Origin of the sequence: Flavobacterium esculini (assembly GCF_048284325.1) — a bacterium.
Classification (GTDB): Bacteria; Bacteroidota; Bacteroidia; order Flavobacteriales; family Flavobacteriaceae; genus Flavobacterium.
The window spans coordinates 94,870-119,916 of record NZ_JBLVPI010000004.1; the positions used below are offsets into that span (position 1 = coordinate 94,870).

Consider the following 25,047-nt stretch of genomic DNA (forward strand, 5'->3'; position numbering starts at 1 on the left):
AAAAAAGCTGCCAAAATACTTAGAAAGCATCTTGACAGCAAAAAAAAAATATTGTTTTTCTAATTAGAAAGTATATGTAGTTGCAAGTAAAACATAAGCGTTTGAATCTGTAGGCCCATCGCTATCATTGAACGTATCTATAGATGAACTATCATATCTAATCTCAGGAATAATAGTTAAGTTCCCTACTTTATAGTTTAAGGACAAAGTATTTCCAAGTATGTTACCACCGATAGCATTTGTTGAAAGTGCATCTTTATCATCAAAATACTCTAGTCTGTATGCTAAACTAAGATTATCTTTCATTGCATAACTAGCATATCCAACTAAAGAGAACCATTCTCCATCTAAATTACTATCAAAATCATCTGCAACGATAGCGTAAGTACCGTTAAATCCTAATGAGAACGTATCACTTATTTTCTTAGAACCTACAAAATCAAATTGAGTTATGTTTTTATCAGAAACAGGATTAGAACTACCTGTAGTTACATTAAAATAAGCACTTCCTGTATCTCCAACGTAACCCAATTGACCGATAAACGTTTTTTGAGTAGAACCTGCATCAAGTGCTGATTTAAAATCGGTTGGATTAGTAACACCAGCCATAATAGTAAACTTCCCAGAAGTATATTGTGCCTTTACACCTGTATTAAAAAAAGGTCCGTTTGTAAAAGCGTAAGACATACTGTAGTTTTTATTATCCACCGCATCCAATAATTCATAACCTATATGAGTACCAAAGCTACCTGCTGTAACTTTAAATTTATCTGAAAACTCATAAGTGAAATTTAATTGTTTAATCATAAAAGTATTAGCTGCATCATTATAAGTAAATTCACTTGCTCTGCTTCCAAAACCTAAATCTACAAAAACTGATGCTTTACCCATTTTGTGTGATGCTTCAATGGAAGCCATACCTAACTCAAAAGAATTATGTGCACTTGTAAAACTAGTTTTACCATTACCTTGTAGTTTAGAAAAATCATACTTGTAATACATGTCTGCTGATCCCCCAAAAGTAGTTGCCGGCGCTGGTGTTTCTTGTGCAAATGCCATGCTCGTCGTTAGCATCAATGCTAAAATTAGTCCTGCTTTTTTCATGTTTAATTTAGTTTAGTTATTAATCTAGTTGGTTATTATTTTAGTTTAATGGTGATGAAATGTTCAAATCAAATCTTTTTAATTACTATAATATTAAAAAAGCAGTCCAAATTATTCTTTTTTATGAGAAAAAGACATTTTTCTTTTGGCGAATTTATTAACTTTTATTTTAAGTTGAATAATTAATAATTACTTTTTTAGCTCTTTTTGATAAGAATTATTGATAACAAAAAATCATTAGAGAATAATAGATATTCCATATTAATATTGTAATTTTTTAAAAAATTCATAATATTAATATCCACACACCCCCTATTTTTTATATACTTTTATTAAAAAATTTATAAAAAATGAGTTTTTTTAAACGATTTTACATTTAAAATATTTTTAAACCCCTAAATTTTTTAACTGATATGATTTAAATTGTCTTTTTACACTAAAAAACAATAGACAACCATTATTACTCAATATTTGATTAAAAAATTATACTATAAATCAAAAAAAAAAAATCTAAGATTAATTCAAATGCCTAAGAAATAAAAACATCTAATGATTCAAAAAACAGAAATTTATTTTGTTAATTGTCCAATAATTAATTATCAATAAATCAAAATATTAATAACATCAAAAATACTACTGTAATAATCTTTTCTCTTTTTATTAGCAATACAGATGTTAATTTTATTTTAAATTTCACAAAGCAGTATTGATTTCATTTGTTAAATTCTATTTTTGCAGCTATGAAGCTAATCGCACAAATACTATTGTTTGTTTTTATTGCTTTTCTTTCAACACCAACAATTGTTAGTGCGATAAAGAAAAGTACTGATACTTCTATTGCCTATAGTTTTTCTGAGGAAGAGCAATCACACAAACAGATTAAAGCAATTTGCCATTTTGATATGGGCTATGAAATAATCAATTTATCAGAGTTAACTTCAAGTCTTATTCTATCTGAGAATTTATCTAAACACGATATAATTGCTTCTTCCATATTTATTCCCCCACCCGACCAAGTTTAATACAACGTTGATTTTAAAATTTTAAAATCTAATTCTCACATTATATCAATGTGAACAATTCTTTTGTATTCAATTTTCAGTAAGGTATTATGACAAAAAAAATCAATCTTTTTGCTAACCTCAAATCCGATTTCGCATCTGGTTTAGTGGTTTTTTTGGTGGCGCTTCCATTGTGTTTAGGTATTGCAATGGCCTCTGGTGCACCGTTATTTTCGGGAATAATTTCAGGTATTGTAGGTGGTATCGTTGTGGGTTATTTAAGTACCTCAAATTTAAGTGTCTCTGGTCCAGCAGCTGGACTAACTGCTATAGTTCTTACTGCAATTACTGATTTAGGTGCTTTTGACGTTTTTCTAACTGCAGTTTTTATTGCCGGTTTAATTCAATTAGCATTGGGATTTATAAAGGCAGGAACCATTTCAAATTATTTCCCAACCAATGTGATTGAGGGAATGCTGGCCGGAATTGGAATTATTATTATTTTGAAACAACTGCCACATGCTTTTGGTTATGATAATGATTTTGAAGGAGATCAAGCTTTTTCCGAATTGGGAGGAAGTAATACATTTTCTGCATTACTGGCCGTTTTTAATTACATTCAATTGGGTTCCATTATTATTACAATACTTTCATTAGCCATATTGATCGCTTGGGATAAAGTTCCTTTTTTGAAAAAATTAAAATTAGTTCCCGGTGCACTTGTAGCTGTAGTTATTGGTGTTATTTTGAACGAGATTTTCACAACTTCCGGAAGTTCATTGGCTATAGCCAAAGAGCATTTAGTTTCCTTACCAGTTCCAACGTCTTTAGAAGAATTCAAACAAATAATTGTCACCCCTAATTTTTCTGGAATTACAAATTCTAAAGTTTGGGTGGTTGCCTTTACCATTGCTATTGTGGCTTCGATAGAAACGCTATTAAGTATTGAAGCGGCTGATAGAATGGATGTCCAAAAACGTTATACTGATACCAATGTAGAACTTAAAGCTCAAGGGATTGGAAATATGGTGAGCGCTCTTTTAGGTGGTTTACCATTAACATCTGTAATTGTACGCACATCTGCAAATAGTAATTCGGGAGCCAAATCTAAAATGTCAACCATCATTCATGGTTTATTTTTATTGGTAAGTGTTGTAACTATTCCATTCATTTTGAATAAAATTCCATTGGCAACATTAGCAGCTATATTACTGTTAGTAGGATATAAATTGGCTAAACCATCAACATTCAAACATTTTTGGGAAAAAGGAAAATATCAGTTTGTTCCTTTCATTGCAACATTATTAGCCGTTGTATTTACCGATTTATTAAAAGGTGTTGCGCTTGGAATTATCATCAGTATTATATTTGTTTTGAGAGGAAACTTGAAACGAGCTTATCATTTTAGAAAAGAAGAATATGCAGATGGTGATGTTATTCATATCGATTTAGCACAGGAAGTTTCTTTCTTGAATAAAGCCGCCATTAAATCTACTTTGAATGATATCCCTGAAAACTCAAAAGTAATTATTGATGCAAAAGACACTGTTTATATTGCACATGATATTTTAGATTTAATCCATGAATTTAAAACTGTCAGAGCAAAAGAGGATCATATTAAAGTCAAACTTAGAGGATTTAAAAAAGCCTATCAATTAGAAAATAGCGAAGAAATCCCTAACAAAGTTACTTTTGAACATTATTACGATGTTGCCAAAAGAAAAATGGTTCAAAGAGAAATTACCTAAAAATATTTAAGAAAATACATTTATATTAAAAAATACATAGAAAGTTAAATTTTAATTACTAAAAAAAATGAAAGATTTTTATAAAAAAATATTAGACAACAATAAAGAATGGGTTGAAACTTCTTTAGCTAAAGATCCAAATTATTTTCAAGATTTAGCCAAAGGCCAAACTCCTCCATTATTATGGATTGGCTGTTCAGACAGTAGAGTTCCTGCTAATGAAATAATTGGAGCTAAACCCGGCGAAGTATTTGTACATAGAAATATTGCCAATATGGTCGTCCACACTGATATGAATATGTTAAGTGTATTAGATTATGCTGTAAATGTTTTAAAAGTAAAACATGTACTTGTTTGTGGGCATTATGGTTGTGGTGGTGTAAAGGCAGCTATGGGAAATGATTCAATTGGTATTATTGACAACTGGATTCGACACATAAAAGATGTTTATCGATTACACGATCAGTACTTAAATTCAATTACTGATGAAAGAGAACGCTTCAATGCTTTTGTTGAAGTTAATGTAAAAGAACAAGTTTTTGATTTAGCCAAAACATCCATTGTTCAAGCAGCTTGGAAAAACGGCCAAGATTTAACACTACACGGTTGGGTTTATGGGTTAAATTCAGGATTTGTAACTGACTTAGATGTGAATATCAGTTCAGAAAAAGATTTAGATGAAGTTTATCAATTGAGATTCTAAAGTAAAAAAAAGCTCCATAAGGCGATTTTTCAATAATAATTAATAAAGAAAACTCCAAAGCTTCAAAACTTTGGAGTTTTCTTTTGTTTGTTTAAACAACTTTTCAATCAATCTAATTTTCTAAACTTTCTAATGTCATATTTGAAATTACAGACTTATCTTGTTCCAAAACGTCCTCATTACTTGCATATTGGTCATCTTTCTTTATCAAAAGCCATGTATTTTCTTCTTGCGCTTTTAACTCTACCAACGCAAATTCCCCTTTGAGCTTTTTTCCATTTAAAATAAAACTAAGATGTCCTTCTTTCAAATCAGATTTTAATTTTTTTTCGACATTGTCCGTTCCTTCTTTATCCGCTAAAGTATAAGTTCCATTATCCCAAATCATAACAGTTCCGGCACCGTAATTCCCCTCGGGAATAATTCCTTCAAAATCTTTGTAATCGTATGGATGGTCTTCCACCATTATAGCCAGCCTTGTATCTGCTGGATTCATGGATGGTCCTTTGGGTATAACCCAGCTCTTTAATACTCCGTCTATTTCCAACCGAAAATCATAATGCAAATGGGATGCCGCGTGTTTTTGCATGACGAAAACTAATTCGGTTATAGATTTTTTAATTGCACCGTCGGGTTCGGCGGTAGCATTAAAATAACGCTTTTGATTGTATTTATTTAAAGATATCATGATAAATAAAATTAGAGTTAAAATAAATCTAAAAGGTATGGAATTGATATATTCGTGAAATCAGTCAATAAGCAAGCTAAAAAATATTTAGATTGGGTTCAACTCTTTCCGGTATTCTCGTCTAAATTACTGTGATTATCACCGCCAATACTGTAATTGTTATTCTCTTCGTCTTCGCTTCCCATATCCTCCTGATCATCATCCAGTTCAGAGCCGGGAACATCTAAGTCACTACCAGATTCATCTTCATCAAAATCTTTTTGATTCAATTTCCTGACATTATTTATTTCAACTGGAGCCTTCTTTTTAGTAATATCTTCTGGGTCAATTTCCATTTCTTTTTGGAACTTGTTGTACATATCTTCACTTGGAGGATACACAAGAGAATCCGGAACTTTATTTTTATCTTTCTTATCCGGTTTCAGCTTATTTAGATTTGATTTGTCATCTTTATTTTTCATTTTAATATTTTATTAAACTGAATTACAGAACACTAAGTTAATCATTTTTAATCAAAAATGTAGTTTATAAGTATGAAAAAAAACTGTTAATACTCATTTTCTGGTGAACTATTTTTGAATATTAATTTGAAGTTTCCTAATCCGTAATTAATTCATGCCCCCGTGAGAATTCATTATATTTTAAACACCATTATTTTATTGCTGAATTTCTTAAAATAAAATTAAATAACATGCAACGGTTACCTAATCATGTTGTATTCTGTTAAATTTACAAAAAAACTATTTTTTTTATATTTTACAAACAACTACAAAATGGTACCAATGGAAACTCAGGAAAAAGACCAAAATGAAGCAATGAATCCATTTTTTCAGTCCTATAATACCCCTTATAATGTTCCGCCTTTTGATAAAATAAGAAACGAACATTTTAAACCCGCTATTTTAGAAGGCATTAAAGTACATCAGACACAAATAGATCAAATTACTGATAATACTGGCATCCCAACTTTTAAGAACACCATTCTTGCTATGGAAAACGCTGGGGAATTTCTTTTGAATGTCAATATGGTATTTTCAAATTTGAATGGCGCAAATACCAACGATGAGCTTCAGGATATAGCCAAACAACTTGCTCCAAACTTAGCGTCACACAATGACAATATCTATTTGAACGAAAAATTATTCTCAAAAGTAAAATCGCTATGGAATGAAAAAGAAAAACTAAATCTTAATATCGAGGAAGCTAAGGTTTTGGATAATTTATACAAAGCATTTGTACGAAGCGGAGCAAATTTAACTGATTCAGAAAAAGAGAGACTGAGAAAAATAAATGAAGAACTTTCGCTGACTTGTCTGAAATATGGTCAAAATGTTTTGGCTGAAACCAATACATACAAATTGGTTATTGAAGACATTAACGATTTATCCGGATTACCGCAGGAATTAATTACTGCCGCTTTTGCCGAGGGAAAATCAAAAGGAAACGAGGGAAAATGGGTTTTTACTTTGTCTAATTCCAGTGTGATTCCGTTTTTGCAATATAGCGCTAATAGAAATTTAAGACAGCAAATTTGGGAAGCCTATCAAACCCGTGCCAATCATGATGACGATTTTGACAATAAAGAAAATGCTCTAAAACTAGCAAATCTTCGTGGGGAAAAATCAAGACTTCTTGGTTATGAGACGCATGCCCATTATATTTTGGAAGAAACCATGGCCAAAACTCCTGAAAATGTTTACAAACTTTTAAATGATTTATGGAAACCTGCTTTAGAAATTGCTAAAACGGAAGCTGCAGATATTCAGGAAATGATGAAAAAAGACGGAATAAATGATTCGGTAAAGCCCTACGATTGGCGATTTTACACTGAAAAAATCCGAAAAGAACGTTTTGATTTAGACGAGCAGGAATTAAAACCTTATTTCAGTTTAGAAAATGTCAGAAAAGGCATTTTTCAAGTTACCGAAAACTTATACGGCTTACAATTCAAACCTTTACATGAGGTGCCAAAATACCATGAAGAGGTGGAGGTTTGGGAAGTTTTAGAATCCGATGGAACACACATAGGTATTTTATATATGGATTTTTATCCAAGAAATTCAAAACGTGGCGGCGCCTGGATGACCTCCTACAGAACCCAAAAAACAGTTGACGAAATACGACAAGCTCCGGTAATTTCTATTGTCTGCAATTTTTCTAAACCAATAGAAAACAGTCCGGCTTTATTGACTTTTGACGAAGTGACGACTTTTTTCCATGAATTCGGACATGCTTTACACGGATTATTATCGAATGTAACGTACCGAAGTTTAGCCGGTACAAATGTTTCAAGAGATTTTGTTGAACTGCCTTCGCAAATTATGGAAAATTGGGCGGGAGAACCTGAAGTTTTAAAAATGTATGCCAAACAGTCCCAAACTGGAAACGTCATTCCGGATGATTTGATCAAAAAAATGCAAGAATCAAGCACTTTTGATCAAGGTTTTATGACGACAGAGTATTTGGCAGCTTCGTTTTTAGATCTAAAATATCACACCCAAAAATCAGTAATTACAATAGATTCGAATACTTTTGAGAAAAATGCAATGGACGAAATCGGTTTAATACAGTCTATCATTCCAAGATACCGAAGCACGTATTACAATCATATTTTCTCAGGCGGTTATTCGGCAGGATATTATAGTTACATCTGGTCAGGCGTTTTGGACACGGATGCTTTTGAAGTCTTTAAAACAACCAATTTATTCAATACTGAAAAAGCCAAATCATTTAGAAAAAACATTCTAGAAAAAGGTGGAACCGAAGAACCAATGGTCTTGTATAAACGTTTCCGTGGAGCAGAACCTAGCGTTGCGCCTTTGCTAAGAAAAAGAGGTTTAGACAAAAAAGAGGCCACAAAAACATCCGAAGGTTAATTACTCCTGAAAGTAAAATATCCTATTCTAAACCTTAATTTAGAATAGGATATTCTATTTTAAAACGGTTTCAGTACACTTTTTAATTACCCCAAATTCTATTTTTGAAGGAATCAACTGTTTACCTTAAATACTGGATCCCCGATAAAATGGCAGTAGAAAGAAAATAAGTTTTTAGTTTCAGTGGTGACACCTTCAGAATAGAACATTTGGGCTTTTCCATGCTTGTGGTTGTAATCATTAATTCACCCATCAAATCATAGTAGCAATAAATACTTATTTTATCGGCATCAACCTCTTTTATATAATATTTATCTTCTAAAGTCTCCGATAAACCCATTGTAATTGAAATGAATATTTTTATGGCTTATTACGATATTTACTTAATACATTAAAATTGAATAGTCTATAATTGTTATTTTTTACAAAAATGCAATTGTGCTGTTAGACAGCATTAGATTTCAAAGTTACCATTACAATAAGTTCTGCATATCAAGCCGATTTATTTTTCAAAGATAAAATGACCATTAGAACCAGTAGATTTACTAAAATACACTGTAAACGAATATTCATTCTAAAATCCAAAATATGATATTTTTCTATTCCATTTTGCATATTAATAAAACATAAATCACTAACTTTAAACAACTTATCTTTTTACTTAAATACATCCAAAATAGATTCCTAATTTTAAAAAATAGAAACATGAGCGCACTAAAAGACAATGTAATTCCAGGAAATCACGGTCAAATTTTTGGAACAAATGCTATAGAAGAAGTGGATTTAATCGAAATTAAATCCCGCGTATTGAAATTAGACGGAATAAAAGATGTGTTGTTGAATGCTGAAATCTTTCCCAGAGAATTCACTGTGCATACCTCCAAAATGGTAGCTATCAGTGACATTGAAAATAAAGTAAAATCAGTAGGCTTTCATGCTATTCCAAAAGATATATTTGAGCTTTAATATTTTAAAATAACGCAGATTCAATTATTCTAAAACTATTTAAAAAAAACGAAAAATGGAAACTAAAAAAACAATATATCAATTACACGAAGAACACAAAACATGGTTAAACAAACTTTCCTTTTATAAAGATGAACTTAAAATTATGGATAACCGAATTTTGGAAGTGGCAGAAAAAAACACTTCTAATGAGGTACGCTCCTTAGCAGATCATTTTAATAACCAACTGATTATTCAAAAGGAACAGATTGACATTTTAACTCATGATATTAAAAGTCACGAAGCCTATCTTGAAGCAGCAACGCTTGATAATCCTAATGGCATTGACAATGAACAATTTTCAGACCATAAAAAACATAGAGAAAGTATCGCTGTTTTTGAAAAAATATTTAAAGAATTGAGAGAAGAATTGATTGATTTTCTATCGAAATGGATGTGAATTGGGCGATTTACAAAAACTAAAAGCATCTTTTTCAACTATTTCTTTGGAGGTCTTAGTATCGACTATTTTTTAATTTTTACCTAGAGACTATTTCCTTTAAAAACATAAACTTCAAAATGCTTATCAACTAGTATTGCTCTATAGTAAAACAGTGCATCAAATAAAAATTTAAACAAAAATTAGTGTTTTTAGATTGGTTTTTATATATCAATATCGTAATATTGCAATATAAATATATAACGATGGGAGTTACTAAATCAGAACATTTCACAGACGAGCAAAACGAATTGGCAACATTAGCGAAAGCCATAGGGCATCCTGCCCGAATTGCTATAATAGAACATCTCATAAAAGTAAACAGTTGTGTGTGCGGTGATATCGTAAATGAACTGCCTTTGGCACAACCTACTGTTTCCCAACACTTGAAAGAACTAAAAAATGCCGGACTTATAAAAGGCAATTTTGAAGGCAATGCCATTTGCTATTGCCTCAACGAACAAGGTTTTAATAAAATAAAAGGATTCTTTCAACACATTAATACCTACTTAGAAAATAAGAAGAATCAATGTTGTTAATTTTTAAATTACTAGAATCATGAAATCGCCCTGACTCAAAAAAACAATATAATTTAGGAATAGCGATATCATATCCTTTAAAAAACAAAATATTATATTCATATGAAACTCTCAGAAATTAAAAAACAGTTGAGCACGCTAGACAACGTTGCTTTTGTATTGCCAAACGGAACCTATGTTCCAGAGCATTTTCACGTAACCGAAGTGGGTTTAATCACTAAAAACTTTATTGATTGCGGTGGAAAAGTTCGAAAAGAAACCGTAGTAAATTTCCAATTATGGGATGCCAATGACTTCGAACACCGCCTAAAACCGCAAAAACTTTTAGACATCATCGCTCTTTCAGAAAAAGTGTTAGGAATAGAAGATTCCGAAATTGAAGTCGAATATCAAGGTGAAACTATTGGAAAATACGATATTGGTTTCAACGGATCAGCATTCACTCTTTTAAACAAACAAACCGCTTGTTTAGCACAAGATCAATGTGGCATTCCTGCAGAAAAACAAAAAGTAAAATTATCTGAAATCCAAGCGCAATCAAGCTGTTGTACTCCTGGAGGAGGCTGTTGCTAATTTTTTAAAACTATAAAATGACTTTAACAAAAACTATCGTATTTCCAGAAATCGAAAAGGTAATCTCTGCTTTTGATTTTGAAACCATCGCACCAGAACGCAAAATTATTTTGCAACCACTTATTGATTTTATTCAACAAAAAGTTACTAACCAACAAGAAGTTAGGCTGAATTTGATTTGCACACACAATTCCAGAAGAAGCCATTTATCGCAAGTTTGGGCACAAACAGCAGCGGCGTATTTCAATATCAAAAATGTATTTTGTTATTCTGGAGGTACCGAAGCAACGGCTTTATTTCCCATGGCTGCCAAAACACTAGAACAATCAGGCTTTAAAATTAAAACTATTGCATCAGGGAATAATCCAATTTATGCCATAAAATATTCCGACAATGAATATCCCGTTATTGGTTTTTCAAAAACGTATGATGACGATTTTAACCCCCAAAGTGAGTTTGCAGCAATATTGACTTGTTCCCAAGCACATGGAGGTTGCCCGTTTATCGCTGGTGCTGAAAAGCGTATTCCAATCACATTTGAAGATCCAAAAGCATTTGACAATACACCACAACAAGCAAAAAAATATCAGGAACGCAGTTTACAAATTGCAACTGAAATGTGCTACGTATTCTCCCAAATAAAATCATAATAATGGCCTCTAAAAAAAGATTAAACTTTCTCGATAGTTACCTTACCCTTTGGATATTTCTGGCAATGATAATTGGAGTTTCCATTGGTTACTTTATTCCGTCAAGCAGTGGTTTTATCAATTCCTTTTCAAGCGGAACGACAAATGTTCCTTTGGCAATTGGATTAATAGTAATGATGTATCCTCCATTGACTAAAATTGATTTTTCAAAAATTTCTTTAATGCTTGAAAAGCCAAAATTACTGACCACTTCTTTTTTAATCACTTGGATTTTCGGTCCGTTTTTAATGTTTTTATTAGCAACATTCTTTTTGAAAGACTATCCGGAATACATGACCGGTTTAATCATAATTGGAATTGCGCCTTGCATTGCGATGGTAATTGTTTGGAATGAATTAGCCGAGGGAAATAGAGAATTAACCGCTGGATTAATTGGAATTAATAGTTTGCTTCAAGTGTTCTTTTTTGGTTTATATGCCTATTTCTATTTGGAAATCATGTTACCATTATTCGGAATAAAAGGATTGGAATTAAATATTACGGTTGAACAAATTGCCACGACAGTTGGAATTTATTTAGGAATTCCATTTGCATTAGCAGTAATTAGCAGCTATGCCATCAAGAAATACATTGGCGACAAATGGTTCAATCAAAAATTTATTCCTTTTGTCTCTCCAATTACGTTGATTGCTTTACTTTTTACAATCGTAGTCATGTTCAGTTTAAAAGGCGAAATGATTGTTGATCTACCACTGGATGTAATTCGAATTGCTATTCCGCTTGTGATTTTCTTCACCATTATGTTTTTCCTGATGTTTTTTGTTTCAAAAAAAATCGGAGCCAATTATAGAGATGCTGTAGCACTTTCATTCACCGCATCGGGAAATAATTTTGAATTGGCAATTGCAGTTTCCATTGGAGTTTTCGGCATCAATAGCGGACAGGCATTTGCTGGAGTTATTGGTCCATTAGTAGAAGTTCCGGCTTTGATAATTTTAGTAAATGTGGCTTTTTGGTTAAGAAAAAAATACTATCAATCTAAGTAATTTTAAAATAAAAATTTTAAAATATAAGTACACTGTTTTAAATTAACTCAAAGCTCCCAAACACTTTTTTGGGAGCTTTTTTTATCCAAATATTAAATGACCCCCCAAATACAGAATATTTTTTTTAACAAAACAGGACTTTAATTATAAATACCCTATTTAAAACACCCTTTTTTGAATAATTACTAATTAATTTCAAAAACACACAATTAAGTATCTAAATTAAGTATTAATACTTATATTTGCGTAATAATACTTAATTAATGAGATTATGATTAAAGTAATAGTAGTCGGAAACGGCATGGTAGGTTACAAATTTTGTGAAAAATTCATTGCAAAATCAGGACAAGAAGAATATCAAATCACCGTATTTGGAGAGGAACCAAGACGCGCATACGATAGAGTTCACTTGAGTGAATACTTTGCGGGTAAAAGCGCTGACGACTTATCATTATCAACATCAAATTGGTATGAAGAAAACAACATAATCCTAAACACCTCTGAATTAATCACTGATATTAATAGAGAGCAAAAAACAATACATACCCATTTAGAAAAAACGCATGCCTACGACTATTTAGTTTTAGCTACAGGTTCAGCTGCTTTCGTACCGCCTATTGAAGGCGTAGATAAAGAAGGAGTTTTTGTATACAGAACTATTGAAGATCTAGATGCAATAATGGCTTACGCCAAGAAAATAAAGCAAAATGGTGCTACTGAAGCTGCCGTCCTTGGTGGTGGATTATTAGGACTTGAAGCCGCTAAAGCGGTATATGATTTAGGATTAAATCCACATGTAGTGGAATTTGCTCCTCGATTGATGCCAAGACAGCTTGATAAAGGTGCGAGTGATATGTTGCAATCAAAAATTGAGGAACTCAACATTAGCATTCACCTTAACAAATCAACACAATATATTGCTGGTGAAGATACCATAACAGGAATGATGTTTGAAGGAGAAAAACTCCTAAAAGTAGACATGTTAGTAATTTCTGCAGGGATTAAACCACGGGACGAACTAGGAAGAGTTTCCGGACTTGAAGTAGGCGTACGAGGAGGAATTGTAGTAAACAATAAAATGCAATCTTCTGATCCTTATATCTATGCGATCGGAGAAGTAGCACTTTACAATCATATGATTTATGGTCTTGTAGCTCCTGGATATGAAATGGCCGATGTAGCCGCTGAACAAATTATGAAAGGGGCAAAAACGATGAGGGAAACCATCGATATGTCTACACAATTAAAATTAATTGGTGTTGAAGTTGCGAGTTTTGGTGATCCTTTTATAGAAAATGAGGACGTAACCGCCATTGTTTACGAAAATAAATTCAGTGGAATTTATAAAAGAATCAATGTTACCAAAGACGGAAAAACACTTTTAGGAGGGATATTGGTAGGTGACTCAAGTGATTATAATGGATTGTTCCAAATTTATAGCAACGCCATGAAATTGCCTAAAAATCCAGAAGATTTGATTTTGGGTTCAAGAGGAGGAGAAAGTTCTACTATGGGAAGCGCAATGGACTTGCCGGACACTGCCGTAATTTGTTCTTGTGAAAATGTTACCAAAGGAAGTATTTGCTGTTCTATCACAGACGGTACTTGCGAAACTCTTTCAGATGTAGTCAAATTGACCAAAGCAACAACGGGTTGTGGTGGATGTAAACCAATGGTTGTAGATTTAGTAAAAGAAACCCAAAAATCATTAGGAAAAGAAGTAAAAGATGTGGTTTGCGAGCATTTTGCTTATAGCAGACAAGAACTATATGATATCGTAAAAATCAACAAATTTACCAATCACAATGAGGTATTAGGTACTGTAGGAAAAGGAGACGGATGCGAGGTTTGTAAACCGGTTTTATCTTCTATATTCTCCAGTATATATAATGATACTGCCAACAAACATGTCGTTGAACAGGATTCAAATGACAGATTCTTGGCTAATATTCAACGTAACGGTACGTATTCTGTCGTGCCTAGAGTTACAGGTGGTGAAATTTCAGCCGAGAAACTAATCGTATTAGGTCAAGTAGCCCTAAAATACAATTTATATACCAAAATTACAGGAGGGCAACGTATCGACTTATTTGGTGCCGAATTAAACGATTTGCCTGAAATTTGGAAAATACTTATCGACAGCGGTTTTGAAAGTGGACATGCTTATGGTAAATCATTACGTACCGTAAAAAGCTGCGTAGGGAACACTTGGTGTCGTTATGGAATGGATGACAGTACCACTTTTGCCATTGAATTAGAAAACAGATACAAAGGATTGCGTTCACCACACAAAATCAAAGGTGGCGTTTCTGGTTGTATCAGGGAATGCGCCGAAGCCAGAGGAAAAGATTTTGGAGTTATTGCCGTAGACGGAGGCTGGAATCTATACATCAGTGGTAATGGAGGAGCAAATCCAAAACACGCTGTTTTATTTGCAGAACAGGTTGACAAAGAAACTTGTTTGAAATACTTAGACCGTTTCTTGATGTTTTATATCCGTACAGCAGGACCATTAGTACGAACTTCTACTTGGCTAGAAAAACTGGAAGGTGGACTAGATTACTTGAAACAAGTAGTAATCGAAGATAGCTTGGGAATTGCTAATGCATTGGATGTAGAAATGCAAGGATTGGTTGATTCATACGAATGTGAATGGACTCAGGTTATTGAAAATCCTGAATTGCAAAAACGTTTTAGACATTTCACCAATTCTGACGAGAGAGACGACAATATTGAATTTGTACCAATAAGAGATCAAAAAATGCCAAAATCTTGGTAATCAACCGTTTTTAAATAAAAACAACTACTACATTATATACAACTAATTAACTCTTTCTACTCTCAACCCTCTCTCTTTTGGAGAGGGCTGAAGTGAAGAAAAATTAAAAGATTATTCAAATGGAAAATATTCTAAATCAATACCAAACCGTTTCTCTAAACGATGTAAAAATATGGTTCAAGGCAGGTAAAACATCTGATTTCCCTAGTAATGGTGGTGGTTGTATCAAATACAAAAACAAACAGATTGCCATTATAAAATTTGACCGCAGAAACGAATGGTACGCCTGTCAAAACCTATGTCCTCATAAAATGGAAATGGTGCTTTCAAGAGGAATGATTGGTTCTACTGACGATATTCCTAAAATAGCTTGTCCGATGCACAAGAAAACATTTTCTCTTGTAGACGGTTCGAATCTGAATGGTGATGATTTAAAAATCGCTACCTACCCTGTAAAAATTGTAGAAGATGAAGTATTCGTTGGCTTTTTGGAATAATTATGTATCTTTGATTATAAACATTTCAAATGACAACAACACCATTCCAGAACGCAAGTACATGGATTGATGCAGAGAATGCTCAAGATCCAAACCACGAAACATACCAATCTATAACCTATCCAAAGGAATTATTATATTCAAATCGAATGTATAAAAGACTGATGGATTTTCATCCAAATGCTTCAGAATCAGTTCAAATAGCCTCTAAAGCACAACACATTTGCCGATGGAAAATAGCACGGGAATCCTACCCTATGGATCGTGTGGGTTATTTAAAATGGCGCGAAGATTTGAAAAAATTTCACGCCAAAACAACCGCTGTTATTTTAGAAAAAGCGGGCTACAGTGAGGAATTTATCGACAGAGTTTCTTTTCTGATTGAAAAAAAATTACTTAAAAAAGACGAGGAAACACAACTTTTAGAAGATGTCATTTGCTTAGTCTTTCTAGAATACTACCTAGACCCTTTTGTACACAAACACGACAGGGAAAAAATGAAAAATATCATTCTGAAAACTTGGCTTAAAATGTCTGAAAAAGGACAGCAGGAAGCCTTAAAAATCAACTACAGTGCTGCGAATCTTGAATTGATCAAAGAGTCTCTTGAACTGTAATCTGATTTCGTTATGACAAAAAGCGCCAAAGGATCATCTATCGATACTATTTCATTTAAAAACTTAAGGCGATTGTATCTTTTCGCCTTATTAACTATTGCCATTACAGTGTTGTTAAGCCAGTTGTTGATACAATACAACCTTAACAGCCAACTGAGTGATTCCCGAATAATCAATATTTCGGGAAAACAAAGAATGTTGAGCCAGAAATTGACGAAAGAGGTTTTAATTTTAAATTTCGTAACAGATACTGCAAAAAAAAATGAGGAAATCACAAGCATAGAAGAAACGCTTTCGCTTTGGAAAACTACCCATTTTAATTTAGAAAAAGGAAATGACAGTCTTGGTTTTCCAAAAGAGAAAAGCAAAACCCTTTCGGTATTATTTAAGGCAATCAAACCTAATTTTGACAGTATTGTTATTGCTACAACCTTTTTTTTAGAAAATAAAAAACTAAACGCAAAGGAATCCGAAAATCAAAAATTAGTACAAGCCATTCTTGAAAACCAAGTAGTTTTTCTTTCTAAAATGAACCAAATTGTTGATGAATACGACAAAGAGGCGCTAGAAAAAGTGACACTCCAAAGTAAAACGGAATATGCAATTTTAGTATTTACGCTATTTGTTTTATTACTCGAATTCTTGTTCATCTTTAAACCTACAAATCAAAAAGTAGAAAAACTTATTTCTAAACTTTTATCTTCTGAAAAAAAGGCATTAAAACTTGCTTATAACACCGAAATAATTAGTGAAATAAAAGAAAATTCTGTTAAAGAATTAAAATCACTCAATTATGCCATGGAGAATACGTTGCTCTATTGCCGCGTTGCCCCTGATGGCACCGTAATTCATATTGGAGAAAAATTCTCAAAACTACTGCGATACAACCCATTTATTTCGGACAAGACCTTTTCTCAGGTTTTGACTCCAATAGAAAAAGAGCAAATCGTAATTGATAGGATTCTTGCCGAAAAACAACGAAGTGGTTGGCAAGGAGAACTCAATATTACCAATAGAGACGGGGAATCGCTCTGGCTCGACTTATCAATGGTTCCTGTAACCATAAAAAAAGAAGAATCTGAATTATTGATTATCTGTTTTGATATTACCGAGCGTAAGAAAGCGGAACAGGAAGTTGAACGATTGAATACCGAAAATGTAACTGATAAAATCAATCAGCAAAAAATTATTTCGAGTAAGATTGTCGAAAATCAGGAAAACGAACAAAACAGGATTGCCAGAGAAATTCATGATGGAATTGGCCAAATGCTTACCGGTTTAAAATTTAGTCTGGAAAGCATCAATCTGGATGATAAAGAAAAAGCTGCCCAAAAAATAGAATACCTAAAAAAATTATCGCTTGACATTATAAAAGGAGTTCGCACCGCCACATTCAACTTAATGCCTCCGGAATTGAGCGATCATGGCATTGTTTCCTCAATTGCAAAACTGACTCAGGAATTATCAAAATTGACAGGAAAGAATATTCTTTTTTACAACAAGACCCATTTTGATAAACGATTGGATTCTTTAATTGAAATTAACATCTACAGACTGACTCAAGAAGCCATTAATAATGCTCTTAAATATGCCGAATCCTCGCATATAATTGTACAATTGTCGCATAGTAATTCTATTTTGAGTATTACAATTGACGATAACGGAAAAGGATTTGATATTACTACTGCCGAGAAAAAGAGAAACAGCGAATCCGGAATGGGGTTACTTTTCATGAAAGAAAGGATTCAATATATTAATGGTCGGGTTTTTATCAACTCAATTCCAGATGAAGGGACCCGAATCACTTTCAATATTCCTATATAATCTTATAAAATTTACAAAATTTACTCTTTTTTCAATCCAAATAAAATAATTTCATTAGAATACGTATCTTAGCCTTAATTTTTAGGTTAATATACGTAATTAATCAAGTTTCAAAATTAAGTAAGTTATGAGTAATACTATTCGAGTTGTTCTGGCAGATGATCATGTATTTGTAAGAGATGGAATCAAATCATTATTAGAAAATGAAGTTAACATAGAAGTTGCTGGCGAAGCTATGGATGGTCTGGAAGCCCTTAAAATGGTAGAAGCCGTTATACCTGACTTACTGATTTTAGATATTCGTATGCCAAATATGACCGGCATTGAAGTAGTAGAAAAACTAAGAAGTCAAAACAATATGGTAAAAATTGTTATGCTTTCTATGCACGAATCAGAAGAGTACGTATTAAAATCAATCAAAGCCGGAGCCGATGGATACTTACTTAAAGGTTCCAGCAAAGAAGAATTTCTTAAAGCAGTCCACACCATTGCTAATGGTGGAAAATATTTTAGTGGCGACATCTCCTCTATATTAATTGGTCAACTTAGTAATCCGTCTGGGGTAATGGAAACAAAACAACCATTAGACGAGGAAATGATGATAACCAAAAGAGAAAAAGAAATCCTTAAACTTTTACTGTCCGGAAAAGGAAATAAAGAAATTGCTGAAGCTTTAGATATCAGTAAGCGCACGGCAGAGGTTCACCGTTTTAATTTGATGAAAAAATTGAAAGTAAAGAATCTTATGGAACTTTCTAATAAAGCTACAGAATACTCTTTATTATAACCTTTTTTCAAGAAGAAACTTTCCAATACCTTAAAGACTACGTATATCAATATAAATTAAGTATAAATACTTAATTATTTTACGTAAACTGCGAAAACGCAGGTTTTCACTAAGTTCTAGTACTTACATTTGTAAAAAATATAAGTATTATGAAAAATTCAAACTCTTTATCCCAATCCCATAAAATTTTGGTTTTAAATACACTTGCATTTACTATATGTTTTGCATGTTGGACTTTAAATGGTGTTTTAGTAACATTCCTAGTAGACAATGGAATTTTTAAATGGAGTGTTGTCCAAGTGGGCTGGCTTCTTGGAATTCCAATTCTTACAGGTTCTATTATGCGTTTACCAATCGGTATTTTAACTGACAAATTTGGTGGAAAATATGTATTCTCCATATTACTGCTCCTCTGCTCGATTCCTTTGTTTCTGCTTCCTTTAGCTGATAGTTTTTTCATGTTTGCCCTTCTAAGCTTTTTATTTGGTATGGTAGGAACCAGTTTTGCAGTTGGAATTGGATATACCTCTATTTGGTACCCAAAAGAATGGCAAGGTAGAGCCTTGGGGATTTTCGGAATGGGAAATGCTGGAGCTGCGATAACTACATTTCTTGCGCCTTCTCTATTGAATCATTTTTCAGTAGAAGACCCACAAAATGGTTGGAAATTATTACCGATCATATATGGAGCTGCTCTGGTAGTTATTGGTGTTGTCTTCTTGGTTTTTGCAAAAAACAAAAAAATAGAGAACCAAACAAAAACAGTTTCTCAAATGCTTCAATCCTTAAAGAGTGTGAGAGTTTGGAGATTTGGAGCCTATTACTTCTTAGTATTTGGATGTTTCGTTGCATATTCACAATGGTTGTTGCCAAACTTTATGAACGTATACCAAACTAGCCTTGTCATGGGAGGGTTATTTGCTACCATGTTCAGCTTACCTTCTGGAGTGATTCGCGCTTTTGGTGGTTATTTATCCGATAAATTTGGAGCTAGAAAAGTGATGTATTGGGTATTAGGATCTTCTGTTGTATTAAGTGCTTTATTGATGGTCCCAAAAATGGATATAACAACTGCTGGTCCAGGTGTTATGGCTGGTAAAAAAGGAACTATAACCGCTATTTCTGATACCAATGTAAAAGTAGGAGATAAAGATTTTCCAATCAATAAAAAAGTAGAAAAAACAGTTGAAAATTCTATTTTCCCAACCAAAAACTCTTGGCAAGAAGTAGTGGTAAAACAAAACCAAGAAGTGAAGAAAAAAGAATTATTAGCAAAAGGAATAACACAAATCCATTTTGAAGCTAACATGTGGGTATACTTAGTTTTGGTAATCCTGATTGGTATTTCTTGGGGAATCGGGAAAGCAGCCGTTTATAAACACATTCCTGAATATTTCCCGACAGAAGTTGGTGTTGTAGGTGGAATGGTAGGTATGATAGGTGGTCTTGGAGGTTTCTTTGGACCAATTATCTTCAGTTATTTATTGACTGCAACCGGAATTTGGTCAAGCTCTTGGGTATTTATCCTGCTATTCTCAGCAATCTGTTTAGTTTGGATGCATCTTACCGTAACTAAAATTATGAACGAAAAACAACCTACGTTATCCAGAGAAATGGAACGTAAATAATAATACTTTTTTGAATGGGTTATTTGGGTTAAAAAAATTGTTAATAATAAAACCAGTAAACTTCATTTAAAAAAGAATAGCAAAACTTTCAATTCCTCTAGAAAGTTTTTACTTCATGCACAGACGTAACACTTTCTATTACGGTTTTACGTCTTGTGTAGAAGCTAAAAAATCAACCGCAAATTCACAGCTTTGAAATCTGTGAATTTGCGGTTGATTTTTTTAATGGTAATTTGAGATATTGTACTATTTGATTTAACAGTATATTTGAGATTAACTAAATACTTCAGATTTATAAAGGCGATACATTTATGGGTTATAAATCATTTTAGAAATATTATACATCAAACTATGAAAAACTTATGAAAGGATTCGTATTTATAGATAATGAAGAAATTGGTTTTGCTAATTTTAAAAATATTGACGAAAGCATGGGCGTAATCGGTGGTAATTTTTTTGCAAATGAAAACTATACAAAATTTAAAAAAGACATTCAAAAACTTACTAATAAATATGGAAATGCTAATAGTGTCAATTACAATTTTAAAGTTTTATTGAATGGTATTGAGTTAAATCCATTTGGAGGAATTTCATTTGTTGACTCAGAAGAATTTAACGAAATGTATTTAGATGTGGCAGGACTTGATGGAAATATAATTGAGAAAATGAAATAACTAGGCCCAGACAAAGTCTCCGATTTTTGAGGAAGTGGAAATCGGTCTGAAACCGAAAAATAAAACCTCAAAGTCCAAGAATGCACAGCGATAACAGTCGCAAATAATTCATCTCTTTACCCTATGATTATTGGTTATATTCTCACCAATCTAATATCAATTTCTCTATCCACATAATTCCATTCTTCTGTTTTTCGAAGTGTTTCTAAAAGTTCTTCAAAAGCAGCGGCATCAGCTGGAGCATATTCAAACCAAGTCAAAAAATCAAAAGGCTCACCAATGTCTCTGGAATGAAATAACTTCCTGGCAATTGCAGGCAAATATTTCATCCCTATTTGGGTATGTTGGGATTTATTTTCCATTATTTTTCTACGTTCATCTTGCGCTAAATTCCACCATGCTTCCGATTTTCGGATGGGAATAAATGCCGCTAAAGTAGCTTCTGAGCGGCCTAAATCTTCTTGAATAGCAACCAAGTTGTCTTTATCCTCTTTCTCCGTATACCGAAGGTTACTCACAATTCCTTTTAAGGTCCAAATTCCTTTATTAGACGGAACTAAAGAACTTGAAATCTTTTGTATGTGAGAAACGGACTCGATTGGCTCTCCTTTCAAAGCAATCATTGAAGCTACTTTCCACTCCCCGGCATGATCGCCTATAAAATCAAAAATTGTAGTATTCATATCGATTTATTTTTTATAATTAGTATTTTGGGTTTAAACAGAAATCCCTGAAATGGCTCAATACCTCAGGGATTCTTAAATTAACTAAACAAATTAAACCAAACCAAAAAAATTAACTTTTATATACCATATCCATATCTTCAATGGAGAACTTATCCGTTAACAGATGTAATAATTTATCTCTTAGCTCAATATATTCAGGCATTTTTACTATTTCAATTTTGTTTCGAGGTCTTGGTAAATGAACTTCTACAATCTCCCTAATGGTTGATGCGGGACCATTATTTAATACTACAATTCGATCTGACAAAAACAATGCTTCTTCAATATCATGTGTAATCATAACAATAGTTTTATCTCTATTGTTTAAGTTCCATAATTTCAATACTTCAATTTGCATAGTACCTTTGGTTAAAGCATCCAAAGCACCAAAAGGTTCATCCAACAATAATACTCCCGGGTTGATAGAAAAAGCTCTCGCAATGGCTACTCTTTGTTTCATACCACCCGATAATTGTCCAGGTAATTTATCTCTATGTTCCAATAAATTAACCATTTTAAGATTATTATCCACAATTTCATGTTTTTCTTTCGTAGAACAATCCATTACTGAATCTACCGCTTGAAAAATATTTTCATGAACTGACATCCAAGGCAAAAGAGAGTAGTTTTGAAAAACGATTCCTCTATCTGGTCCAGGGCCTTTTATTATTTTTCCGTCTAATTCAACCGTTCCGCCTGTGGGAATAAGCATTCCGGCAATGGCATTCATGATGGTTGATTTCCCACAACCGGAGTGACCAATGATAGAGATAATTTCTCCTTTTTTGATGGATAAATTAATATTTGTTACTGCAACATATTTTCCTTTTGGAGTTGGAAACGAAATTTCCAAATCTTTTATTTCTAAATAACTCATAGTTGTATTTTTTAAATTTTATTAAGCTTTATAAGCCACTTTATTTTCGATGAAAGTAAATAATCTGTCAAAAAGCAATCCTATAATACCAATGATGATAATGGCTGATATAACTTTTTCCAAGCTTAATGCATTCCAACTGTCCCAAACAAAGAACCCAATACCTGCTCCACCAGACAACATTTCACCCGCTACAATTACCAACCAAGCTACACTGATACTCAAACGCAACCCTGTAATTATATGAGGTAAACTATACGGAATTAAAATTTTAGTCAAGTATCTCATTTTAGAAAATCCAAATGCCTTTGCTACATTTTTATGATCCTGAGGAATCGACGCCACACCAAAAGAAGTATTAATCAACGTAGACCACAAAGAAGTAATAAAAACAATAAATATGGTTGCCATTCCAGTATCTTTAAAAACCACCAAACCAATAGGAAACCAGGCTAAAGGGGAAACTGGTTTTAAAAGCTGAACAATTGGATAAAAAATTTGTTTACAAACGGTACTGGCTCCCATTAAAATTCCAATTGGAATAGCAATTAATGAACCTAACAAAAACCCCATCAATACTGTTTTTATCGAATTGAATAATTGTAATCCTATTCCTTTATCATTTGGTCCGTAGTCATAAAAAGGATCGCTTAACATTTCTTTCAAAACAGTTAAAGTAGCTATTGGACCAGGTAGTGCATCTTTTGTATAATAACTTAATAAACTCCAGAATCCGCCAAAAACGAACAAACCTACACCTGCCAAAAGCAATGATTTCGATTTTACAAGTAAAGAATTTAATGCTAATTTGAGTTTATAATTTTCTTCTGTGACACTTTTTTTTGTCTCTGTTGAAACATTGATTTCTGAATCTAGTGTATCAATGGTTAGTGTGTTTTTATCAGACATGGTAATAAAATTTAGTTTAATTAAGGTATTTCTAATGTCTCCCCGATCCCGAAACTTCGGGACGGGACTCTCTATAAAGAAAAGGGGTTGAGACGTTGTAATCTATTTTTTAATTTATCTTTTTACAACTTTTAAGTAAGCTGCAGGATTTGATGGGTCAAAAACAGTTTTATCCATAGTAAGAGAAAAAGGTTTCATATCATCATTTGGAACTTTCACTTTCATGCTCTTAGCTACTTCTTCGTACAAATCTTGCAAGATTAATTTATCCGCAATTGCAGCATAATTTGGAGCTTCTTTCAAATATCCGAATCTTACAAACTGTGCCATCGCCCAAATTGCATATGATTTACGAGGATAATTAACCATTCCGCCTTTGTGAAATAACATATAATCTTTGGCATAAACTTGTGTTCCTTGGTTACAACCTAAATTGTAATCTCCCATCAATCTCGCTTCAATTACGTCAGCTGGTGCATTTACATAAGGCGCTCTACCAATAATTGCAGCCGCTTTTTTACGATTAGATGGATTGTCTAACCAGATGCAAGCTTCCATTACCGCTTTCATTACTTTTACTAAATCTGCTTTACGTTTTGAGCTAAAATCTTTGTTCACAACCAAAGCTTTTTCAGGATGATCTTTCCAAATGTCTTGAGAAGCTACCTGTGTAAATCCAATTCCTTGCTTTACGGCAACACCTCCCCAAGGCTCTCCTACGCAATAACCATCCATGTTTCCAACCTTCATGTTCGCCACCATTTGTGGAGGAGGAATCGTAATAATTTTCACTGCTTTTTGATTCAAACCAGCGATAGACATCCAGTTACGCAACCATAAATCGTGTGTTCCTCCAGGAAAAGTCATGGCAAATGTCACTTCTTTTTCAGCTTTTAACTTGGCCGCAACCACTGGAGTTATTTTATTCATTTGTTTAAAGCCTACTTTTCCACAAAAATCATTAGAAAGTGTAATGGCCTGACCGTTTACATTAAGCATCATGGCAATTTTCATTTCAGATCCAGCTTTACCACCAACTCCTGTGTATACTGAGAACGGCATAGAATACAAACAATGTGCTCCGTCTAATTCTCCTGTTAAAATTTTGTCACGAACATTCGCCCAAGAAGATTCTTTGGTTACAATAACTTCAACTCCGTATTTTTTAAATAACCCTAGTTCTTTTGCCATAACAATTGGCGAACAATCCGTAAGTGGAATGAAACCTAATCGTACAGGATCATTTTGAGCATTTATTGTTGTAAAAGCGGAACTCAATACGATCAACAAGGTCAACATAACTCTTTTGAAAACCCTTGTTATTTGTTTATTTGAATTTTTCATTTTATTTATTTTTT

24 protein-coding genes are annotated in these 25,047 nt (G+C 32.9%); 17 read left to right on the plus strand and 7 right to left on the minus strand.

Annotated features, from left to right (window positions below):
• Positions 1 to 63 precede the first annotated feature (63 nt).
• Positions 64 to 1,104, minus strand: a complete 1,041-nt coding sequence (locus ACNQGG_RS05000) for an outer membrane beta-barrel protein (RefSeq protein WP_417961929.1) — start codon at positions 1,102 to 1,104, stop codon at positions 64 to 66.
• 740 nt (positions 1,105 to 1,844) lie between these two features.
• On the opposite strand from ACNQGG_RS05000, the gene ACNQGG_RS05005 reads away from it, so the two are divergent.
• From ACNQGG_RS05005 to can, 3 genes are all read left to right on the plus strand, one after another.
• Complete coding sequence (locus tag ACNQGG_RS05005; RefSeq protein WP_417961930.1) at positions 1,845 to 2,126, plus strand: hypothetical protein; 282 nt, start codon at positions 1,845 to 1,847, stop codon at positions 2,124 to 2,126.
• A gap of 89 nt (positions 2,127 to 2,215) precedes the next feature.
• Entirely contained in the window at positions 2,216 to 3,853 is a 1,638-nt protein-coding gene (locus ACNQGG_RS05010) for a SulP family inorganic anion transporter (RefSeq protein WP_417961932.1), read from the plus strand.
• Positions 3,854 to 3,920: 67 nt separating this feature from the next.
• A complete protein-coding gene (can, locus tag ACNQGG_RS05015; protein WP_417961933.1) occupies positions 3,921 to 4,556 on the plus strand; it encodes a carbonate dehydratase in 636 nt (211 codons plus the stop codon).
• Between the two features lie 112 nt (positions 4,557 to 4,668).
• On the opposite strand, the gene ACNQGG_RS05020 is transcribed toward can, so the two are convergent.
• A complete protein-coding gene (locus tag ACNQGG_RS05020; RefSeq protein WP_417961934.1) occupies positions 4,669 to 5,244 on the minus strand; it encodes a DNA polymerase ligase N-terminal domain-containing protein in 576 nt (191 codons plus the stop codon).
• 98 nt (positions 5,245 to 5,342) lie between these two features.
• Positions 5,343 to 5,705, minus strand: a complete 363-nt coding sequence (locus tag ACNQGG_RS05025; protein ID WP_417961935.1) for a hypothetical protein — start codon at positions 5,703 to 5,705, stop codon at positions 5,343 to 5,345.
• 312 nt (positions 5,706 to 6,017) lie between these two features.
• Between ACNQGG_RS05025 and ACNQGG_RS05030 the strand changes: the two genes are divergently transcribed.
• The 14 genes from ACNQGG_RS05030 (at position 6,018) to ACNQGG_RS05095 (ending at position 21,178) form a co-directional block, all read left to right on the plus strand.
• Positions 6,018 to 8,120, plus strand: a complete 2,103-nt coding sequence (locus tag ACNQGG_RS05030; protein WP_417961936.1) for a M3 family metallopeptidase — start codon at positions 6,018 to 6,020, stop codon at positions 8,118 to 8,120.
• 705 nt (positions 8,121 to 8,825) lie between these two features.
• Positions 8,826 to 9,086: a heavy-metal-associated domain-containing protein gene (locus ACNQGG_RS05035; RefSeq protein WP_417961937.1), complete on the plus strand. Its 261-nt coding sequence runs from the start codon at positions 8,826 to 8,828 to the stop codon at positions 9,084 to 9,086.
• 55 nt (positions 9,087 to 9,141) lie between these two features.
• Complete coding sequence (locus ACNQGG_RS05040; protein ID WP_417961938.1) at positions 9,142 to 9,525, plus strand: hypothetical protein; 384 nt, start codon at positions 9,142 to 9,144, stop codon at positions 9,523 to 9,525.
• A 245-nt stretch (positions 9,526 to 9,770) separates the two neighbouring features.
• Complete coding sequence (locus ACNQGG_RS05045; protein WP_417961939.1) at positions 9,771 to 10,103, plus strand: ArsR/SmtB family transcription factor; 333 nt, start codon at positions 9,771 to 9,773, stop codon at positions 10,101 to 10,103.
• 102 nt (positions 10,104 to 10,205) lie between these two features.
• On the plus strand, positions 10,206 to 10,676 hold the full coding sequence (locus ACNQGG_RS05050) for a DUF6428 family protein (protein WP_417961940.1): 471 nt from the start codon (positions 10,206 to 10,208) through the stop codon (positions 10,674 to 10,676).
• A gap of 17 nt (positions 10,677 to 10,693) precedes the next feature.
• Positions 10,694 to 11,326, plus strand: a complete 633-nt coding sequence (locus ACNQGG_RS05055) for an arsenate-mycothiol transferase ArsC (protein WP_417961941.1) — start codon at positions 10,694 to 10,696, stop codon at positions 11,324 to 11,326.
• A gap of 2 nt (positions 11,327 to 11,328) precedes the next feature.
• Positions 11,329 to 12,372: an ACR3 family arsenite efflux transporter gene (gene arsB, locus ACNQGG_RS05060; RefSeq protein WP_417961942.1), complete on the plus strand. Its 1,044-nt coding sequence runs from the start codon at positions 11,329 to 11,331 to the stop codon at positions 12,370 to 12,372.
• 271 nt (positions 12,373 to 12,643) lie between these two features.
• Complete coding sequence (nirB, locus tag ACNQGG_RS05065; RefSeq protein WP_417961943.1) at positions 12,644 to 15,151, plus strand: nitrite reductase large subunit NirB; 2,508 nt, start codon at positions 12,644 to 12,646, stop codon at positions 15,149 to 15,151.
• A gap of 119 nt (positions 15,152 to 15,270) precedes the next feature.
• On the plus strand, positions 15,271 to 15,648 hold the full coding sequence (nirD, locus tag ACNQGG_RS05070) for a nitrite reductase small subunit NirD (protein WP_416858060.1): 378 nt from the start codon (positions 15,271 to 15,273) through the stop codon (positions 15,646 to 15,648).
• Between the two features lie 29 nt (positions 15,649 to 15,677).
• Positions 15,678 to 16,265, plus strand: a complete 588-nt coding sequence (locus tag ACNQGG_RS05075; protein ID WP_416858059.1) for a DUF4202 domain-containing protein — start codon at positions 15,678 to 15,680, stop codon at positions 16,263 to 16,265.
• 12 nt (positions 16,266 to 16,277) lie between these two features.
• Complete coding sequence (locus ACNQGG_RS05080; protein WP_417961945.1) at positions 16,278 to 18,089, plus strand: sensor histidine kinase; 1,812 nt, start codon at positions 16,278 to 16,280, stop codon at positions 18,087 to 18,089.
• Between the two features lie 127 nt (positions 18,090 to 18,216).
• The gene (locus ACNQGG_RS05085) at positions 18,217 to 18,876 is read left to right on the plus strand and encodes a response regulator (protein WP_417961946.1); all 660 of its coding nucleotides are present in this window, start codon (positions 18,217 to 18,219) and stop codon (positions 18,874 to 18,876) included.
• A 149-nt stretch (positions 18,877 to 19,025) separates the two neighbouring features.
• Entirely contained in the window at positions 19,026 to 20,504 is a 1,479-nt protein-coding gene (locus tag ACNQGG_RS05090) for an MFS transporter (RefSeq protein ID WP_417961947.1), read from the plus strand.
• Positions 20,505 to 20,866: 362 nt separating this feature from the next.
• Positions 20,867 to 21,178, plus strand: a complete 312-nt coding sequence (locus tag ACNQGG_RS05095; protein ID WP_417961948.1) for a hypothetical protein — start codon at positions 20,867 to 20,869, stop codon at positions 21,176 to 21,178.
• Between the two features lie 134 nt (positions 21,179 to 21,312).
• Here the strand turns inward: ACNQGG_RS05095 and ACNQGG_RS05100 are convergent, their stop codons facing one another.
• The 4 genes from ACNQGG_RS05100 to ACNQGG_RS05115 all read right to left on the minus strand — a co-directional run bounded on the left by ACNQGG_RS05100 (position 21,313) and on the right by ACNQGG_RS05115 (position 25,033).
• The gene (locus ACNQGG_RS05100) at positions 21,313 to 21,861 is read right to left on the minus strand and encodes a chlorite dismutase family protein (RefSeq protein ID WP_417961949.1); all 549 of its coding nucleotides are present in this window, start codon (positions 21,859 to 21,861) and stop codon (positions 21,313 to 21,315) included.
• Between the two features lie 112 nt (positions 21,862 to 21,973).
• Positions 21,974 to 22,780, minus strand: coding sequence for an ABC transporter ATP-binding protein (locus tag ACNQGG_RS05105; RefSeq protein ID WP_417961950.1), 807 nt, complete (start codon positions 22,778 to 22,780; stop codon positions 21,974 to 21,976).
• Between the two features lie 21 nt (positions 22,781 to 22,801).
• Entirely contained in the window at positions 22,802 to 23,689 is an 888-nt protein-coding gene (gene ntrB, locus ACNQGG_RS05110) for a nitrate ABC transporter permease (RefSeq protein ID WP_417961951.1), read from the minus strand.
• 114 nt (positions 23,690 to 23,803) lie between these two features.
• Positions 23,804 to 25,033, minus strand: a complete 1,230-nt coding sequence (locus ACNQGG_RS05115) for a CmpA/NrtA family ABC transporter substrate-binding protein (RefSeq protein WP_417961952.1) — start codon at positions 25,031 to 25,033, stop codon at positions 23,804 to 23,806.
• Positions 25,034 to 25,047: the final 14 nt, after the last annotated feature.

Bases quoted from the DNA above. Each gene is read 5' to 3' on its own strand.
- ACNQGG_RS05000 (WP_417961929.1), bottom strand. From the start codon at position 1,104: ATGAAAAAAGCAGGACTAATTTTAGCATTGATGCTAACGACGAGCATG.
- ACNQGG_RS05005 (WP_417961930.1), top strand. From the start codon at position 1,845: ATGAAGCTAATCGCACAAATACTATTGTTTGTTTTTATTGCTTTTCTT.
- ACNQGG_RS05010 (WP_417961932.1), top strand. From the start codon at position 2,216: ATGACAAAAAAAATCAATCTTTTTGCTAACCTCAAATCCGATTTCGCA.
- can (WP_417961933.1), top strand. From the start codon at position 3,921: ATGAAAGATTTTTATAAAAAAATATTAGACAACAATAAAGAATGGGTT.
- ACNQGG_RS05020 (WP_417961934.1), bottom strand. From the start codon at position 5,244: ATGATATCTTTAAATAAATACAATCAAAAGCGTTATTTTAATGCTACC.
- ACNQGG_RS05025 (WP_417961935.1), bottom strand. From the start codon at position 5,705: ATGAAAAATAAAGATGACAAATCAAATCTAAATAAGCTGAAACCGGAT.
- ACNQGG_RS05030 (WP_417961936.1), top strand. From the start codon at position 6,018: ATGGTACCAATGGAAACTCAGGAAAAAGACCAAAATGAAGCAATGAAT.
- ACNQGG_RS05035 (WP_417961937.1), top strand. From the start codon at position 8,826: ATGAGCGCACTAAAAGACAATGTAATTCCAGGAAATCACGGTCAAATT.
- ACNQGG_RS05040 (WP_417961938.1), top strand. From the start codon at position 9,142: ATGGAAACTAAAAAAACAATATATCAATTACACGAAGAACACAAAACA.
- ACNQGG_RS05045 (WP_417961939.1), top strand. From the start codon at position 9,771: ATGGGAGTTACTAAATCAGAACATTTCACAGACGAGCAAAACGAATTG.
- ACNQGG_RS05050 (WP_417961940.1), top strand. From the start codon at position 10,206: ATGAAACTCTCAGAAATTAAAAAACAGTTGAGCACGCTAGACAACGTT.
- ACNQGG_RS05055 (WP_417961941.1), top strand. From the start codon at position 10,694: ATGACTTTAACAAAAACTATCGTATTTCCAGAAATCGAAAAGGTAATC.
- arsB (WP_417961942.1), top strand. From the start codon at position 11,329: ATGGCCTCTAAAAAAAGATTAAACTTTCTCGATAGTTACCTTACCCTT.
- nirB (WP_417961943.1), top strand. From the start codon at position 12,644: ATGATTAAAGTAATAGTAGTCGGAAACGGCATGGTAGGTTACAAATTT.
- nirD (WP_416858060.1), top strand. From the start codon at position 15,271: ATGGAAAATATTCTAAATCAATACCAAACCGTTTCTCTAAACGATGTA.
- ACNQGG_RS05075 (WP_416858059.1), top strand. From the start codon at position 15,678: ATGACAACAACACCATTCCAGAACGCAAGTACATGGATTGATGCAGAG.
- ACNQGG_RS05080 (WP_417961945.1), top strand. From the start codon at position 16,278: ATGACAAAAAGCGCCAAAGGATCATCTATCGATACTATTTCATTTAAA.
- ACNQGG_RS05085 (WP_417961946.1), top strand. From the start codon at position 18,217: ATGAGTAATACTATTCGAGTTGTTCTGGCAGATGATCATGTATTTGTA.
- ACNQGG_RS05090 (WP_417961947.1), top strand. From the start codon at position 19,026: ATGAAAAATTCAAACTCTTTATCCCAATCCCATAAAATTTTGGTTTTA.
- ACNQGG_RS05095 (WP_417961948.1), top strand. From the start codon at position 20,867: ATGAAAGGATTCGTATTTATAGATAATGAAGAAATTGGTTTTGCTAAT.
- ACNQGG_RS05100 (WP_417961949.1), bottom strand. From the start codon at position 21,861: ATGAATACTACAATTTTTGATTTTATAGGCGATCATGCCGGGGAGTGG.
- ACNQGG_RS05105 (WP_417961950.1), bottom strand. From the start codon at position 22,780: ATGAGTTATTTAGAAATAAAAGATTTGGAAATTTCGTTTCCAACTCCA.
- ntrB (WP_417961951.1), bottom strand. From the start codon at position 23,689: ATGTCTGATAAAAACACACTAACCATTGATACACTAGATTCAGAAATC.
- ACNQGG_RS05115 (WP_417961952.1), bottom strand. From the start codon at position 25,033: ATGAAAAATTCAAATAAACAAATAACAAGGGTTTTCAAAAGAGTTATG.